This is a genomic window from Aminobacter niigataensis, from assembly GCF_946995915.1.
In the GTDB taxonomy this organism is placed as follows: domain Bacteria; phylum Pseudomonadota; class Alphaproteobacteria; order Rhizobiales; family Rhizobiaceae; genus Aminobacter; species Aminobacter niigataensis.
Window position 1 is genome coordinate 4,175,243 of record NZ_OX341517.1, and the last position, 17,195, is coordinate 4,192,437.

Annotated in this window: 13 protein-coding genes and 1 tRNA gene; 10 read left to right on the forward strand and 4 right to left on the reverse strand. The window is 63.4% G+C overall.

From position 1 onward, the window contains the following. Nucleotides 1–351: 351 nt before the first annotated feature. Both smpB and dapA read right to left on the reverse strand, forming a co-directional pair. Nucleotides 352–831: an SsrA-binding protein SmpB gene (gene smpB / locus O1Y97_RS20410; protein ID WP_108608786.1), complete on the reverse strand. Its 480-nt coding sequence runs from the start codon at nt 829–831 to the stop codon at nt 352–354. Nucleotides 832–1,060: 229 nt separating this feature from the next. Beyond that, entirely contained in the window at nt 1,061–1,942 is an 882-nt protein-coding gene (dapA, locus tag O1Y97_RS20415) for a 4-hydroxy-tetrahydrodipicolinate synthase (protein ID WP_318762185.1), read from the reverse strand. Between the two features lie 232 nt (nt 1,943–2,174). Here dapA and O1Y97_RS20420 point away from each other — a divergent pair, with 232 nt between their 5' ends. After that, nucleotides 2,175–4,217 carry a lytic transglycosylase domain-containing protein gene (locus O1Y97_RS20420; RefSeq protein ID WP_318762186.1) on the forward strand — a complete coding sequence of 681 codons (2,043 nt, stop codon included), beginning with the start codon at nt 2,175–2,177 and terminating at the stop codon, nt 4,215–4,217. An 86-nt stretch (nt 4,218–4,303) separates the two neighbouring features. Then, nucleotides 4,304–5,197, forward strand: a complete 894-nt coding sequence (locus O1Y97_RS20425) for an alpha/beta fold hydrolase (protein ID WP_318762187.1) — start codon at nt 4,304–4,306, stop codon at nt 5,195–5,197. A 154-nt stretch (nt 5,198–5,351) separates the two neighbouring features. On the opposite strand, the gene O1Y97_RS20430 is transcribed toward O1Y97_RS20425, so the two are convergent. Both O1Y97_RS20430 and O1Y97_RS20435 read right to left on the reverse strand, forming a co-directional pair. Next, entirely contained in the window at nt 5,352–6,383 is a 1,032-nt protein-coding gene (locus tag O1Y97_RS20430; RefSeq protein ID WP_318762188.1) for a porin, read from the reverse strand. A 148-nt stretch (nt 6,384–6,531) separates the two neighbouring features. Further along, a tRNA-Ser gene (locus O1Y97_RS20435) sits at nt 6,532–6,622 on the reverse strand. Nucleotides 6,623–7,073: 451 nt separating this feature from the next. On the opposite strand from O1Y97_RS20435, the gene O1Y97_RS20440 reads away from it, so the two are divergent. The 8 genes from O1Y97_RS20440 to O1Y97_RS20475 all read left to right on the forward strand — a co-directional run bounded on the left by O1Y97_RS20440 (nt 7,074) and on the right by O1Y97_RS20475 (nt 17,179). Beyond that, nucleotides 7,074–8,135 (forward strand): porin, encoded by a 1,062-nt coding sequence (locus tag O1Y97_RS20440; RefSeq protein ID WP_318762189.1) that lies wholly within the window; start codon nt 7,074–7,076, stop codon nt 8,133–8,135. A gap of 307 nt (nt 8,136–8,442) precedes the next feature. Further along, complete coding sequence (locus O1Y97_RS20445; protein ID WP_245439939.1) at nt 8,443–9,318, forward strand: tyrosine-type recombinase/integrase; 876 nt, start codon at nt 8,443–8,445, stop codon at nt 9,316–9,318. A gap of 214 nt (nt 9,319–9,532) precedes the next feature. Next, a complete protein-coding gene (locus tag O1Y97_RS20450) occupies nt 9,533–10,645 on the forward strand; it encodes a pyridoxal phosphate-dependent aminotransferase (protein ID WP_318762190.1) in 1,113 nt (370 codons plus the stop codon). Nucleotides 10,646–10,839: 194 nt separating this feature from the next. Further along, nucleotides 10,840–12,060 carry a CAP domain-containing protein gene (locus O1Y97_RS20455; RefSeq protein ID WP_318762191.1) on the forward strand — a complete coding sequence of 407 codons (1,221 nt, stop codon included), beginning with the start codon at nt 10,840–10,842 and terminating at the stop codon, nt 12,058–12,060. Between the two features lie 127 nt (nt 12,061–12,187). Further along, entirely contained in the window at nt 12,188–13,882 is a 1,695-nt protein-coding gene (locus tag O1Y97_RS20460; RefSeq protein WP_318762192.1) for a type I secretion system permease/ATPase, read from the forward strand. 2 nt (nt 13,883–13,884) lie between these two features. Further along, the gene (locus O1Y97_RS20465; RefSeq protein WP_318762193.1) at nt 13,885–15,312 is read left to right on the forward strand and encodes an HlyD family type I secretion periplasmic adaptor subunit; all 1,428 of its coding nucleotides are present in this window, start codon (nt 13,885–13,887) and stop codon (nt 15,310–15,312) included. 96 nt (nt 15,313–15,408) lie between these two features. After that, nucleotides 15,409–16,053, forward strand: coding sequence for a TetR/AcrR family transcriptional regulator (locus tag O1Y97_RS20470; protein ID WP_108609982.1), 645 nt, complete (start codon nt 15,409–15,411; stop codon nt 16,051–16,053). Beyond that, nucleotides 16,019–17,179: an isovaleryl-CoA dehydrogenase gene (locus tag O1Y97_RS20475; protein WP_108608798.1), complete on the forward strand. Its 1,161-nt coding sequence runs from the start codon at nt 16,019–16,021 to the stop codon at nt 17,177–17,179. Before O1Y97_RS20470 ends, O1Y97_RS20475 begins: the two co-directional genes overlap by 35 nt. Nucleotides 17,180–17,195 lie beyond the last annotated feature (16 nt).

The window sequence follows — 17,195 nt, forward strand, 5'->3', positions numbered from 1 at the left end:
CCCGCTTCCCGAACCACCTCATCCTGAGCTTGTCGAAGGATGACAATGGCCAGACCGGAAACGGGGCGTGGCAAGGCGAGCACTTGCCTTCTCCCCTTGTGGGGTGAGGAGTGGTGGCCGAAGGCCAGGAAAAGCCAACGATTTGGCTTTTCCAACGACGAACGCCCGGAGCCATAGCGGAGGGCCGGGTGGTGGCCGAGCGAAGCGAGGTCGGATGAGGGGTGTTGGAAGGAATGAGAGGATGGAGAAGGAGCCTCGGGGGCAGAACCTGAATCGCCGCGCTCTATCCAGAACCCCTCATCCGCCCCTTCGGGCACATTCTCCCACTAGGGGAGAAGGGAGGGCCCGCCGCTACCCCCGCTCCTTGAGCAAACGCCCCTTCTCGCGGTTCCAGTCGCGCTGCTTTTCGGTCTCGCGCTTGTCGTGCAGTTTCTTGCCGCGGGCGACGGCAAGCAGCATCTTGGCCATGCCGCGGTCGTTGAAATAGATCTTGAGCGGCACCAGCGTCATGCCCTCGCGCTCGATGCTCTGGGCGAGCTTGGCCATCTCGCGCTTGTTGACGAGCAGTTTGCGGCGGCGCCTGGTCTCGTGGTTGAAGCGGTTGGCCTGGAGGTATTCCGGCACATAGGAATTGATCAGCCAGAGTTCGCCGCCCTCGAACGAGGCGTAGGAATCCTGGATGTTGGCTTGCCCCAGACGCAGCGACTTGATCTCGGTGCCGGTCAAGACCATGCCGGCCTCGAGCGTGTCGAGCACCTCGTAATTAAAGCGCGCCTTGCGGTTTTCCGCGGCGATCTTGTTGTTGGGGTCGGACTTCTTGCCCTGGCTCATGGCATCGCAATCTGTTTGGTGCGTCCTTCGGGGCTCCCCCTCGACCAGCCAGGGTTTGCACTTTCAGGGCGAGGAAGTTGCCGCAACAGCCCAGACCAAGCGCCAAAGACGCGAACTGGCGGACGGAGCGGGACGGCTTGCCTCATTCTGAGGCGCGGAGCCTCGGGGAACGCACGATCCAAAGAGCCCTACATGGCTGCGGACAAGCTGTTCCGCAACCCTTGCGGGCTCAGTTGATGAGGCCCGCGTGCTTCATCGCGGCGTCGATCTTCTCGGCGGTGGACGCCTCGACGGTCATCAGCGGCGAACGCAGCACGTTCTCGATCTTGCCGAGGCGCGACAGGGCATATTTTGCACCCGATGCGCCTGGCTCGATGAAGATCGCCTTGTGCAACGGCATCAGGCGGTCCTGCAACTCGAGCGCCTTGTCCTTGTCGTTGGCAAGGCTCGCCTGCTGGAACTCGGCGCAAAGACGCGGCGCGACGTTCGAGGTCACCGAAATGGCGCCGACGCCGCCATGGGCGTTGAAGCCGAGCGCCGAGGCATCCTCGCCCGACATCTGGATGAAATCCTTGCCGCAGGTGATGCGCTGCTCGGAGACGCGCTCGACCTTGCCGGTCGCGTCCTTGACGCCCTTGATGTTCTTGAAGTCGTGCGCGAGCCGCCCCATCGTCTCGGGCGTCATGTCGATGACCGAGCGCGGCGGGATGTTGTAGATGATGATCGGGAGCGTCGTCGCCTCGGCACAGGCGGCGAAATGCGCATAGAGCCCGCGCTGCGTCGGCTTGTTGTAGTAGGGCGTGACGACCAGTGCAGCGTCGGCACCGACGCTTTCGGCGAACTTCACGAGGCCGACGGCCTCTTCGGTGTTGTTCGAGCCAGCGCCGGCGATGACCGGCACGCGGCCACGCGCGACCTCGACGCAGATCTTCACCACCTGGCGATGCTCGTCATGGCTCAGCGTCGGCGATTCGCCGGTGGTGCCGACCGGAACAAGGCCGTTGGTGCCTTCGGCGATCTGCCATTCGACGAATTCGCGAAAGGCTTTCTCGTCGAGACGGCCATTCTTGTCGAATGGTGTCACGAGCGCGGTGAATGAGCCTCTCAGCATGTCGTCCAACTCCAGGAACCCTACGGTTTCACGGTCTGTTTGATGTCGCCGGCTTTCTAGCCGAAAGCGGGGCCGCGCACCATAGTCTCGACACCAATTTGCGGCAAGTGTGACCGACACTTATATGAGTTCGAATCGAACGACCGCGATAACCTTTCATTAACCTGCTCTTCACCAGATAAACCTAGTCTCGAACGAACCGCTCCCGACCATCCCCCCGCAAGGATAGGGAATGACCAAGATCATTCCGGCAGCCAGGCCGCACCATGTCGCGCTTTTCAGCGCTCTTCTTGCCCTGGCGCCCTCGCCCGCCGGGAGTTCCAGCCTCGACCCGCAGGCAACGTCGGCCATCCCGTTCGCCTCGATCGGCAAGGCGGACGCGGTCCGCGCGGCCTTCGGCACGATCGGCCAGCTCAAGAGCGGGCTCGATGCGCTGTCGAGCGGCGATTTCACGCAGGCGCGGGCCGTGCGCGACAGCTTGCCCGAGACCGCGCTCGACCGACACATCCTGATGTGGGCAATCGCTATCAATGGCGGCGACAAGGTCCCAAGCGCCGACATCGCGGCTGCCGCCCAGGCGCTGCCCAACTGGCCGGGCCTCGCCACGCTTCGCCGCAACAGCGAACGCGCCATGGCGCGCGAAAACCCCGCGCCCAATATCGTGGTTTCGGCCTTCGCCGGCAGCGAGCCGCAGACGATCGAGGGTGCTCTGCTGCTCGCCCGCGCCCAGATTGCGCTCGGCGACACCAAGGCGGCGCGCGCAACCATCGGCCCGTTCTGGCGCAGCGAAAAGCTCGAGGCAAAACAGGAAGTCGCGATTCTCGCCGAATTCGCGGCCTTGATCCCGCCCGCAGACCACCGCATCCGCATGGAGAAGATGCTCTATGCCGACCGGGCCAATTCGGCGGCGCGTGTCGCCGAACTCGCAGGCGCAAAACAGCTTGTTGACGCCTGGATTGCTGTCATCAAGGGCGACAAGAAGGCTGCTGCGCTGCTTGAGGCAGTGCCTGCGAAACAGCGTTCGGCAGGTTATTTCTTCGCCAAGTCGCGCTACCTGCGCAAGCAGGAGAAATTCACCGAAGCCGCAGCCGTCATGCTCAAGGCGCCGAAGGACGGGGCCAGCCTGGTCGATCCCGACGCCTGGTGGATCGAACGACGCGTGCTGTCGCGCGAATTGCTCGATGCCGGCGACGTCAAGACCGCCTACCGGATCGCTGCAGCGCACTCGGCCGAAAGTGCCACCAACGCGGTCGACGCCGAGTTCCACGCCGGCTGGTATGCGCTGCGCGGCCTCAACGACGCCAAGCTGGCTGCGGGTCATTTCGAGCGCATCGCCAAGATCGCCGGCAGCCCGATCTCGCTGTCGCGCGCCTATTACTGGCTCGGCCGGGCAGCGGAAGCCGGCGGCCCCGGCAATGCCAAGGACCATTTCGCGCGCGCCGCCACCTACGGCACGACCTTCTACGGGCAACTTGCTGCCGAGCGGATCGGCCGCAAGGCGCTCAACGTCGCCTACCCCGCGCCGAGCGCCGCCGATCGCCAGACCTTTGCCCAGCGCGAGGCCGTCAGCGCGATCACACGGCTCGAGGGGGCGGGATACCCAGTTTATGCCGAGATGCTCTACCGCGATCTCGCCGCGCAGATGAACAGCCCGGGCGAACTGGCGCTGCTCGCGGTCATGGCGGAGAAGCAGGACAATCACTATCTCGCCTTGCGCGTTGGCAAGATTGCCGCCCAGCGCGGCCTCGACGTCGGCGCCCTGTCGCACCCGGTCGGCGTCATCCCGGTGACTGCGAACATCTCCGGCTCCGGCAAGGCGCTGGCCTATGCCATTGCGCGGCAGGAAAGCGAGTTCAAGGTTTCGGCGATCTCCCGCGCCGGCGCGCGCGGGCTGCTGCAGTTGATGCCCGGCACGGCGAAGGATCTGGCGAAGAAGGCCGGCATGGCCTACTCGCAGGACCGCCTCACGTCCGACGCCGGCTACAACGCCACCCTGGGCGCGAATTTCCTCGGCCAGCAGCTCGGCCGTTTCAACGGCTCCTACGTGCTGACCTTCGCAGGCTACAACGCCGGCCCGCGCCGCGCCGACCAGTGGATCGCGCGCTATGGCGACCCGCGCGGCAGGGACATCGACACGGTCGTAGACTGGATCGAGCGCATCCCGTTCTCGGAAACCCGCAGCTACGTCCAGCGCGTCATGGAGAACTACCAAGTCTACAAGATGCGGCTGTCTGGCAGCTACGACATCGAGGGCGACCTGGTGAAAGGCCGGTAATCCCCCAGCATTTGACCTGCTGCAACGGCCCTAGTAGCTAAGTCGCGGGCAGCCTATGGGCGTGCCAAGGCGGGGAGAGCGCTACTATGGCCGGCGGCGAAGGCTTTTCAGACTTCTTCTATGCGGCGCAGGACGGACTGACGCTCCATGCCCGCATCTATGGCAACGACAATCGGGGCCAGTTGCCGGTCGTCTGCCTGCCGGGCCTCACCCGCAATTGCAGGGACTTTCACGATCTCGCGCTTCAACTCGCCGGCGATCCCGAAAATCCTCGCCGAATCATATGCTTCGACTATCGCGGCCGCGGATTGTCGGCCTACGACCCGACCTGGCAGAACTATAATGTCGGTGTAGAAACGGCCGACATCGTCAAAGGCCTCGAAGAGTTGGGCATCGACGAGGCTGCCTTCATCGGCACGTCGCGCGGCGGGCTGATCATGCACGTGCTGGGCGCGGTGCGGCCTGGCCTGATCAAGGCGGCGGTGCTCAACGACGTCGGCCCGGTGATCGACCCGGCCGGGCTGGCGTATATCCGGTCGTATCTTGAGAACGCCCCTCGCCCAACCGACTTCGCCGCTGCCGTCGAACTGCAAAAGACCATTCACGGCGCGGCCTTTCCGGCGCTGATCGAGGCCGATTGGCAGCGATTCGTGCATGCCATCTATCGCCAGGAAGACGGCAGACCCGTTGCCGACTACGACCCGGCCCTGATCAATACGGTACTGGCAATGGACCTGACCCAACCGCTGCCCGACCTGTGGCCGCAGTTCGAGGCGCTGTCATCAGTGCCGATGCTGGTGATCCGCGGGGAGAATTCACGGCTGCTATCGCTGGAAACGCTTGCTGAAATGGGGCGGAGGCATCCGCGCCTTGAGGCCGTCACGGTTGGCGGCCAAGGGCATGCGCCATTTTTGGAGACGGGGGGACTGCCGGAAAGAATCACCGGATTTCTGAACAAGTCAGTTCCAGAAGCAGGCTGACCGCTAGCAATCTTCGGCGGCAGCGGCAAAAGTCGAGACGCTTCGCACCAGCGCCCGCATCGGACATCAATCACCTACCCCGAGAACCACATCACAAGACGAAAAAACCCGGCGGTTGCCCGCCGGGTTTTCTTCAGATCAGCTGTTCAGCCGATTAGAACGAAGCGTCGAGACGCAGGAAGCCGGAGAAGTTGCCGTCATCCGCCGGAGCGTCGCTGTCGCCGTAGTTCAGAGCCAGCTTGGCGTTGAGGTTCTCGACGATCGTGTAGTCGATGACCGCACCAACCGTCCAAGCATCAACATTGAGCTTGACGTTATCGACCGTCAGGTCAGCGAAGTACTGACCACCGGCACCAATCGCCAGCTTCTCGTTAACCTGGTACTTCAGGAAACCACCGAGCGACCATTCAGAACCAATATACGGGTCAGCGTTGCTGAAATAGGTCGAACCCGACTCGTAGGTCGCAAGGAGCTCGACGGTAAGGGCGTCGGTTGCCTTGATCTTTGCGATACCCTTGAGGGCGAACTCTTCGTAGAAGTCGTCATAACCGGCGAACAGGTCAACGGAACCCCAGCCCTGCGAGATCGAGACCTTACCGACGACAAGCGGCATGTAGTCGAAGTCGTTGCTTTCCTCTTCCAGACCGATCGACACTGCAATGCCGTTGCCGGCATCGAAGGTGTAGCGGATCTGGTTCACGCGGGTGCCGCCGGCAGCGTCAAATTCACCCGACAGGTCGCCATCCCACAGCGTGTCAGTGAGGCCGACCAGCAGGCCGCCAAGCTCGAAATACGCCTGACGAAGGAAGACGTTGCCCGTTCCATCGTGATCGTAGCCGTCGTTGTAACCTTCTTCAGCGTCGTCGATATCGCCCTGGAGCTGGATGTAGCGACGGAACGTGCCGTATTCAGTCTCCGAGCGCGCATCGAGATGGACGCGAGCGAGCGTCTGCTTGCGGAAACCTTCGTCATCCTCGTCGAAGTTGATCTGGTAACGAACGAGGCCGCCGATCTGCAGGCAGGTCTCGGTGCCGGGGATGTAGTAGAAGCCCGCGCCGTAGACGTCGCAGATGCGGACGTATTCCATGGGTTCCGGCTCAGCGACGACGACAGCGTCGGCCGCACGAGCGCCGGAGACTGCGAGCAGAGCCGCAGCGGAGCCGAGAAGAAGGCTCTTAATGTTCATTTTCTGACCTCCAGTCAGAATCGCGACCGGAAGGCCAAAAAACGGACGCCAAATCCGGGCGGAAACGACCGTTGCGTCCGCGGACTTAGCCGCAAGTGACTGAAATTGATGGTGATTTTGAAGATCTGGAAAGATGGCAGCCTGAGGCTGGCGGAGAGGATGGGATTCGAACCCACGAGAAGCTTTTGACCTCTACTCCCTTAGCAGGGGAGCGCCTTCGACCACTCGGCCACCTCTCCGTTGCGCCGCTGGATAAAGAAAAGGTGCGGCACAATCAATAAGCCTTTGCATCAATCGACCGGAAAAAGCGCAGTCCGGCCACGTGGCGCGCGAATCGTCGGCGCCGGCGCGCTCCGGAAAGCCACGAGTTCACCCACGATTCGAGACCAGGGGACTTCCGGGGGCAGCTCCATCGGCAGAAAATCGCCACCCGAACGCCGCCATTTCTTAATGAGTTCTTTATGGGGGGCATCAAATCGTGTCATTTGTGCAACATCGCCTCCCGATAGAGCGCCGGGACGCCCTTGCCGGTTGCGTTGGTTGTTGAACCGCGGCGGCTCATGGGTAATGTCGGGGTCGAAGAGGGAGCGCGGTGCGCATCTTTTTCAAACGGGGATGGGGCAGGGAACGCTGTCCTTCAGCAAAAAATACCCAGACCCTCTTTTGAAACTTTTGACTGGAGGTCAGAAAATGAACATTAAGAGCCTTCTTCTCGGCTCCGCTGCGGCTCTGCTCGCAGTCTCCGGCGCTCGTGCGGCCGACGCTGTCGTCGTCGCTGAGCCGGAACCCATGGAATACGTCCGCATCTGCGACGTTTACGGCGCGGGCTTCTACTACATCCCCGGCACCGAGACCTGCCTCAAGGTCGGCGGCCTCGTTCGTTACGAGATCGGCTGGGCCGAGACGACCGGCGATGACGGCTGGATCAAGACCACCAAGGCTCGCGTGAACCTCGACGCCCGTTCGGAAACCGAATACGGCACGTTCCGCCGCTTCATCGAACTCGAATACGCCAACAACGGCGGCGAATTCGGCGATCCTGACGTTGACGGCTTCCGCGAATACACCGACGCTACGACCTCGAAGATCCGTTATGCCTTCTTCGAGCTGGGCGGCCTGATGGTCGGCCGTAACGACACCCTGTTCGACGGCGACCTGGGCGGCGAGTTCGACGCCGGCGGCGGCGACTTCATCAACCAGATCCGTTACACCTTCGACGCCGGCAACGGCATCGCAGTGTCGCTCGGCCTGGAAGAAGAAGACAACAACTTCGACTACATCCCGCTCATCACCGGCAAGGTTTCGGTGTCGCAGGGCTGGGGTTCGGTCGACCTGTTCGCCGGCTATGACGATCGTTTCTCGGAATTCGCCCTCAAGGGTATCGCTCGCGTCAAGGCGACCGATGCTCTGACCGTCGAGCTGCTCGCAGCTTACGAGTCGGGCGCCACCTGGTTCGGTCTGGCCGACTTCTACGCCGGCTACGAATGGTCGGTTGGTGGTTACCTGAAGTACCAGGTCAACGAAAAGCTGCGCCTCGGCTTCGGCGGCCAGTACTTTGCTGACTCGCACTTCGGTAACTTCATCACCGGCGAGACCGTTGACGTTGGCAACGACGACTGGACGGTTGGTGCGGTCATCGACTACACGATCGTCGAGAACCTGAACGCCAAGCTCGCCCTCAACTACGACGACGGCGACAGCTTCGAAGACGGCTCGTTCAACGGCTTCCTCCGTCTCGACGCCTCGTTCTAATCGACTGACGTCGTAACGATTAAGACGGCCCGGGCTTCGCAAGAATCCCGGGCCGTTTTTCTACCAGCGGAAAGCGCTGGGAACCTGACTGCACGAAGGAGGAGACAGACGCTGTAAAGCACGGTTCACGACAGGGGGAACGAAATCGTGATGTTCCCGTAGGGTTGTCGTTCGCCGCCGTCATCTTGTAGGCCGCCATCCACTGGAGTACCCATTGCCTCCAGTCACGGGACGGTTGCCGACACTCATTATGAAGAAGTCAACTTCACGGAACGATATTATGAGCGGCCATCATTCAGCCGCCCTGATGACTAATTGCAAAGTCACATACAATTTCAGCACCATCAAAGAAGTAAAGTCATTCAGGGTTTTAGAGCTTTTTTCTCAATACAAAGATATTTTATGGGATGACGGAAAGCACAAATACAACGTCAGCTCCTTCATCGGCGAGATCGACGAGATTCTTCTAGGCGAACGCTTCAGTGCATTCTCCCAGGAGGCGCTCGACGGACTGATAGGCTCCCTGCGCCAACGCGGTAACAGCAACGCGACCATCAATCGAAAGATGGCCGCACTGAGCAAGCTACTGCGCAAGGCCTACAAGATGGGTGACATCCACAGCCTGCCGGAGTTCCGACGCCAAAAGGAACGGGCGGGACGAATCCGCTTCCTCGAGCTCGAGGAAGAGGACAGGCTTTTCGCCGCGATCAAGGCCAAGAGCGAGGACGCCTATCGGCTTTCCGTGTTCCTGGTCGATTCGGGCTGCCGGCTCGGCGAGGCGCTGGGCCTGATCTGGAACGACATCCAGGACACACGCGTCAGCTTCTGGATCACCAAATCGGGACGCAGCCGCACCATCCCGCTGACCGCCCGCGCCCGGGAAACGACCAAATGGCCGGCCGATCGTGGCCCGCGGCCAAAGGGGCCGTTCGCGATGCTGACGCAACCGCAGTACCGGGCGATCTGGAACGAGGCCAAGGCGGAAGTAGGCCTGGGTGCCGACGACCAGGTGGTGCCGCACATCCTGCGCCACACCTGCGCCTCGCGCCTGGTGCAGGGCGGCATCGACATCCGCCGCGTGCAGATGTGGCTCGGCCACCAGACCTTGTCGATGACGATGCGCTATGCGCATCTGGCGACGAACGATCTCGACCGCTGCGTGGTGGTGCTGGAGCGGCACTGACGACGGATTCGGAGCGGCCGCCAGCCTCCACAGCCAACAACCGCGCCTCCCGGGGCGCGGTTTTCTCCTTAACTCGCCCTGAATCGGACGGGAGCGCGGGAGCGTCGAGCCAGCCTCAATAAAGCGCTGCACCTTGCAGCTTTTGTGTCGTATAGGCAGGGTCCTATCGTCGGCGCAGGCGCCGATGTTCCGTTCGATCTTCAAGAGTTGCCTCATGCCCAATCGCCCGTCGCTCACGCCCGTCATCCATGCCCTTCCCGCGACCGTGCCTTTTGTCGGCCCGGAAGCCCAGGAGCGCGAGCGCGGCAAGCCGTTCCGCGCCCGGATCGGTGCGAACGAGAGCGGCTTCGGCCCCTCCCCGCGCGTCATCGTGCGCATGGCCGAGGCCGCGGCGGAGATGTGGAAATATTGCGATCCCGACAATCACGACCTCAAGGTCGCGCTGGCACGCCATCTCGGCATCGGCATCGAGAATGTGGTGGTCGGCGAAGGCATCGACGGCCTGCTGAACCTCGTCGTTCGCATGTATGCGACGGAAGGCACGCCGGTTGTCACCTCGCTCGGCGCCTATCCGACCTTCAATTTCCACGTCGCCAGCGTCGGCGCCCGCCTGGTGCCGGTGCCGTTCCGCGACGACAAGGAAGATCTCGAGGGCCTGCTCGCCGCCGTGCGGCGCGAGAACGCACCGGTCGTCTATCTCTCCAACCCCGACAATCCGATGGGTAGCTGGTGGGAAGCGGGCGACATCCTGCGCTTCATCAAGGCACTGCCCGAGACGACGACACTGATACTGGACGAGGCGTATGGCGAGACCGCGCCCGCCTCGGCGCTGCCGCCTGTCGACATTTCGCGGCCCAATGTCGTGCGCATGCGCACCTTCTCCAAGGCCTATGGGCTTGCCGGCATCCGCTGCGGCTATGCCTTCGGCGATACTGATGTGATCGCCAGTTTCGAGAAGGTCCGCAACCACTACGGCGTCAGCCGGATGGCGCAGATCGCCGGCGAAGCAGCGCTTGCCGACCAGGCCTACCTGGCCGAGGTGGTCGCCAAGGTGGCGGCCGGACGCGAGCGCATCGCGGCAATCGCCAGGGACAATGGGTTGAAGCCCCTGCCCTCGGCGACAAATTTCGTCACCATCGACTGCGGCGGCGATGCCGATTTTGCGCTTGCCGTGATGCGCAACATGCTGGCGCGCGACGTCTTCATCCGCAAGCCGATGGCACCGGTACTCGACCGCTGCATCCGGGTGAGCGTTGGCCTCGACCACGAGCTCGACATCTTCGCCGAAGTGCTGCCGAAGGCAATTGCTGCCGCCCGCGGCGCCTGATCGAAACAGACGATTTCAACCGTCGATAGGCGCTACGCTTGCCGCAGCGTACGTCTGCGCGAAGATATATGCGCATATCCTAATTTATTCATTTCAGCGCCGCATCATTAACACAGTTCCTACCTAGGCCAGTTTTCGGGCGGACGGGGACATTGGGGGTCCAACAGCAATCAAGAACCAACCGGGGAGACCCTATGCCTCAGCACAGCGCCAACGAGCAGTATTTGCTCGAGCTCATCAACGCGGAGCGCGCCAAGACAGGCGCCCAGCCTCTGGCATTCGACAACGACCTTAGCGAAGCCGCCGAAAATCACGACAGATGGATGCTTTCGGCAGACGTCTTTTCACACACCGGTTCCGGCGGCACGTCGCCGACGACGCGCATGAAGGCGGCCGGCTACACGCTCAGCGGCTCCTGGGCGACCGGCGAGAACATCGCCTGGGCCACGACCCGCGCGCCGACCGGCTACACCGACGAAGTGAAGCTGCTCCACACCAACCTGATGAATTCCTCCGGGCACCGGGCGAACATCCTCAACCCGAACTTCCGTGAAGTCGGCCTCGGCTACGAAGTCGGCGACTACAAGGGCCGTTCGAGCGCCTTCGTGACCGAAGATTTCGCCAAGACCGGCTCGGACCTGTTCCTGACGGGTGTTGCCTTCGACGACAAGGACGGCGACCGCTTCTACGATCCCGGTGAAGGGCTTGGTGCGGTCACGGTGACGGCGAAGAACTCCGCCGGCCAGACCTTCAAGACCACGACCTCGGCAGCAGGCGGTTACGACCTGGTGCTGAAGCCCGGCACCTACACGGTGACCTTCTCGGGCGCCAACATCGCAACGTCGACCCAGACCGCGACGATCGGCACCAAGAATGTCAAGAAGGACCTGATCGACCCGGTGATGAAGTCGGGCACGCTGGCGGCCACGGATTCTGCCGAGGATGCAGCCACGGCCGCACCGACGGCGCCGACGAAGCCGGTCGACGTTGCCGACAACACCGACACGGGCAGCACCGGTGGCAACAGCACCGGAGGCAACCCCGCCAACAACTGGCTCGCCGACTTCTTCAAGAAGATGGACCATTCCGGCCAGGATCAGGGAACGCGCGGTGCGCGTGAAGTTGCCGGCTCCGCCGACGCCACGGCCAAGAAGTCGGTGGCGTTCGACGGCGACCACTTCAACTTCAGCTCGAAGGTGGCCGCGCACGTCAATGCCGACCAGGTCAACGACATCGCCGACGGCGGCCACGTGCAGCAGGCCGTCGATCATGTGATCGCAGCGTTGCAGGCTCACCTGCCTGCGGATGGTCACGCCGTTGCCGATACCGGCGACGCTGCCCAGGCGGCGGTCGCCAAGATCCTGGCACAGATGGCCGCACATTCGGGCCACCAGAACGCCGACCTCGTCGCCTGATTTTTCTTGCGACACCAAGAAGGCGGGCTTCGCTTCGGCGAGGCCCGCCGCATTGCCGCCGACCGGCTGCCATGGGGGATAAGTCCTGACCAACCCGCTTGCGAATGACCCGAACCGCCGCTCCGAGTTGCGCGATGCGCTCGGCTCCTTCCGGGGCACGTTCGTCGCCGTTGCCGGCTTCAGCGGCCTGATCAACATCCTGATGCTGTCCGGCTCGCTGTTCATGCTGCAGGTCTACGACCGCGTGCTGCCGAGCCGCAGCGTGCCTACGCTTGTGGCGCTGATCATCCTGGTTGCGGTGCTCTACGCCTTCCAGGGCGTGCTTGAAGCGGTCCGGGCACGCGTGCTGACGCGGATCGGCGCGGGCATCGACGAAATCATCAGCGGCCGCGTGTTCAACTGCATCGTTCGGTTGCCCCTGCGCACACGCGACCGTGGCGAAGGCCTGCAGGCGCTGCGCGACCTCGACCAGGTCAGCGGCTTTCTCTCCGGCGCCGGACCGGCAGCCCTGTTCGACCTGCCGTGGATGCCGCTTTATGTCGGCATCTGTTTTCTCTTCCACCCCTGGATCGGCGTCGCAGCGCTGATCGGTGCGTTGCTGCTTGTGGCGCTGACGGTTCTGACCGACCGCCTGGTACGCGGACCGACCAAGGCGATGTCGGGCTTCAGCACAAGGCGAAGCGCCATCGCGCAATCAAGCGCCCGCAACGCCGAGGTACTCGTGGCGATGGGCATGAGCGACCGGCTGGCGACACGCTGGGGCCAGGCGAATGGCGATTTTCGCGAGGCCCAGGAACGCGCCAGCGACCTGACGAGCGGATTTGGCGCGGTATCGCGCATCCTGCGCATGATGCTGCAGTCGATGGTGCTGGCGCTTGGCGCCTATCTGGTCATCTACCAGCAGGCGACGCCGGGCATCATCATCGCCAGTTCGATCCTGACCTCGCGTGCACTGGCACCGATCGAACTCGCCATCGCGCACTGGAAAAGCTTCCTCAACGCGCGCCAGAGCTGGCACCGCCTCGACGGCCTGTTCGCTGCCATGCCCGCCGCCGAGAACGGCATGGAGCTTCCAGCACCGACCGCCGATCTGGCCGTGGAAGGTATAAGCGTCGTGGCGCCGGGCGACCGGCGTCTGGTGGTGCAGGACGTCGAATTCTCGCTCCAGGCCGGGTGCGGCATGGGCGTCATCGGTCCCAGCGGCTCGGGAAAGTCGTCGCTGGCGCGGGCGCTGGTCGGGGTGTGGCCGCTGATGCGCGGCAAGGTCCGGCTCGATGGCGCCGCCCTCGAGCAGTGGCCGACGCAATCGCTTGGACGCCATATCGGCTACCTGCCACAGGATGTCGAACTGTTCGCTGGAACCGTGGGCCAGAACATCTCGCGCTTCGAGGACGAAGCGGCCTCCGAAACGATCATCGCGGCGGCAAAGGCTGCAGGCGTGCACGACATGATCCTGCGCCTGCCCGAGGGCTACCGGACCGAGATCGGCGAGAGCGGTGCTGCCCTTTCCGCCGGCCAGCGCCAGCGCGTGGCCCTGGCACGCGCGCTCTATCGCGATCCGTTCCTTGTCGTGCTCGACGAGCCCAATTCCAATCTCGACGCGGCCGGCGACCAGGCGCTGACGCAAGCCATCGAACGCATCAAGGCGCGCGGCGGCATCGTCATCGTGGTGGCGCACCGGCCGAGCGCGCTCGCGGCATTGGACTACCTGCTGGTCCTCGGCGGCGGCAAGCAGCAGGCGTTCGGCCTGAAGAGCGACATCGCACGACAGGCGCTGCAACCGGTGCCGGTGCCGCTGCATGCGGTGGGAACGGCGGGCTGACGATGACACTGATAGCAAACCATTCTGCAGCAGACCGGCTGAAGACAGCGCGGGACCTCGTCGTGTCCGTACGGACACGGGCGCTTGCGCTGCTCGACAACGGCGCCAAGCCGATCGATGGCGCATCGCCGCAACAGCTGCGGCTGCGCCATGCCATCAGACGAAACGTGCGGCTGGGCGGCTTTGCCGCGCTGGCTCTGGTGGGCGGACTCGGCCTGTGGTCCGCGACAAGCAGCCTGTCGGGTGCGGTCGTGGCTGCTGGCCATCTGGTGGTCGATTCGAACGTCAAGGCGGTCCAGCACCCGCAGGGCGGCGTGGTCGGCGCGCTGAACGTGCACAATGGCAGCGTCGTTTCGGCAGGCGAGGTACTGGTCAGGCTGGACGACACCGTCGCCAAGGCCAATCTCGCCATCGTCGACAATGGCCTGGACGAACTGATTGCCCGACGGGCGCGCCTGACGGCCGAGCGCGACGGTGCCGACGCGGTCGTCTATCCGGAGGAATTGACGGCACGCGCGTCCGATCCAGAGATCGCCCAGCTGATCGACGGCGAAAACAAGCTCTTTGCCCTGAGGCGAGAGGCGCGGGATGGGCAGGTATCGCAGCTGCGCGAACGCATTGCCCAGTTCCGGCAGGAAATCTCCGGCATCGAAGCCCAGCAGAAAAGCAAGCAGCAGGAGATCGCCCTGATCAAGGTCGAACTCGGGGGCATGCAGGAGCTGTGGAAGAAGAAGCTGGTGCCCATTTCCCGGCTGGCGGATCGCCAGCGGGCACAAGCGCAGCTTGACGGCGAGGACGGGCAGCTGACAGCAGCTGCGGCGCAGACGCGCGGCCGGATCAGCGAGACCGAACTCGCCATCATCCAGATCGACCAGGACATGCGCAGCCAGGTGGCGGGCGACCTGCGCGAGATCGACGGCAAGGCCGGAGAGCTGAGGGAACGGCAGGTCGCCGCCATGCAGTCGCTGAAACAGATCGACATCCGCGCGCCGCAAGCCGGCCGGGTCCACCAACTCGCCATCCATACGGTCGGCGGCGTTGTCACCCCTGGCGAAGCGATCATGCAGATCGTGCCGACGGCGGATGCGCTGGTGGTCGAGGCCCGCGTCCAGCCTCAGGATATCGACCAGGTTCGCATTGGCCAGCCGGCGACGCTCAGGCTCTCGGCCTTCAACCAGCAGACGACGCCGGAAGTGGAAGGCACAGTCGAGCGGGTTTCGCCCGACATGATCGAAGATCCGAAGGCCGGACTCTCCTACTATGCCGTGCGCATCGCGCTGTCGCCCACGAGCCTGGAACAGGCCGGCAAGCCGGACCTCAAGCCCGGCATGCCGGCAGAGGTGTTTCTCAAGACCACCGACCGCACGGTGCTTTCCTATCTGTTCAAGCCCTTGAGCGACCAGGCAAGCCGCGCCTTCCGCAGCGACTGACGTCGATTTATCTCGACTGCCAAGGCCACGACCCCCGCCACTTGAATTAATTAAACGTCCGTTTTATTAATTGGCCATTCGGGAGGAATGGCTGACATGGCACGAACGGCGGGTTCGGACGGCGGCAGGACGGAAGCGGCAATACGCGACGCTGCCGTGCAGCTGATCGCGCGCCACGGCTATGAGGCCGTGACGATGCGCCAGATGGCGGCTGAAGTCGGTGTCCAGGCGGCTGCGCTCTATCGCTATTTCCCGACCAAGGAAGACCTGCTCCACACGCTGATGCGCGAGCACATGGAAGAGCTGGCCGCCACCTGGGACGCGGCGCGCCCGGCCAATGACGATCCAGTGGCGAGGCTGACCAGCTTTGTCGCCAACCACATTCGATTCCACGTCGAACGCCGGCACGCCACCCATGTCTCGAACATGGAATTGCGCAGCCTTTCGCGCGATAATCTGACCAACATCCTCAAGCTCCGCACCACCTATGAGAAGGAGCTCAGGACTATCCTGCGCGACGGCGCGGATGCCGGCTTGCTGGAAGTCGACGACACCGGGCTGACGGCGATGGCAATCATCCAGATGATCACGGGTGTCATCGTCTGGTTTCGTCCCGATGAGAGGCTGTCGGTCGATGAAGTGACGGCGACCTATCTCGCCATGACGATGCGCCTGACGGGCGCCAAGACCAATACGGAGGACCGGCATGTACGACAAGACGCTGAACTTCGGGCTCGGTGAGGACATCGACAGCCTGCGCGAGATGGTGCGGCGCTTCGCCCAGGAGCGCATTGCGCCGATTGCCGCCGACATCGACCGCTCGAACGAGTTCCCCGCCCATCTGTGGCAGGAACTCGGCGCGCTGGGCCTGCTCGGCATCACTGCCGAAGGCGAATATGGCGGCTCCGAAATGGGCTATGTCGCCCATGTCGTGGCGGTGGAGGAAATCTCCCGCGCCTCGGCTTCGGTCGGGCTGTCCTATGGCGCGCATTCGAACCTGTGCGTGAACCAGATCAAGCGCTGGGGCACGCCGGAGCAGAAGGCGAAATACCTGCCCAAGCTGTGCTCGGGCGAGAATGTCGGCGCACTCGCCATGTCGGAAAGCGGCTCGGGCTCCGACGTCGTCTCGCTGCGGCTGCGGGCCGAGAAGCGCAACGACCGCTATGTACTCAACGGCTCCAAGATGTGGATCACCAACGGCCCCGATGCCGATACGCTGGTGGTCTATGCCAAGACCGACCCTGACCGGAAATCGCGCGGCATCACCGCCTTCATCATCGAAAAGACGACGAAGGGTTTTTCGGTGGCGCAGAAGCTCGACAAGCTCGGCATGCGCGGCTCGAACACCGGCGAACTGGTGTTCGACAATGTCGAGGTGCCGTTTGAAAACGTGCTGCACGAGGAAGGCCGCGGCGTCGAAGTGCTGATGTCGGGCCTCGACTATGAGCGCGTGGTGCTGGCCGGCGGGCCGATCGGCATTATGGCGGCTTGCATGGATGTCGCCGTGCCTTATGTCCATGACCGCAAGCAGTTCGGCCAGCCGATCGGCGAATTCCAGCTCGTCCAGGGCAAGCTCGCCGACATGTATTCGACGATGAATGCCGCGCGTGCCTATGTCTATGCGGTGGCGGCGGCCTGCGACCGCGGCCAGACGACACGCAAGGACGCCGCCGGCTGCGTGCTGTTTGCGGCGGAGAAGGCGACCCAGATGGCGCTCGACGCACTGCAACTTCTCGGCGGCAACGGCTACATCAACGACTATCCCACCGGCCGGCTGCTGCGCGACGCCAAGCTCTACGAGATCGGCGCCGGCACGAGCGAAATCAGGCGCTGGCTGATCGGTCGCGAGATCATGGCGGAAGGCTGATGACGCCTCCCGCCTG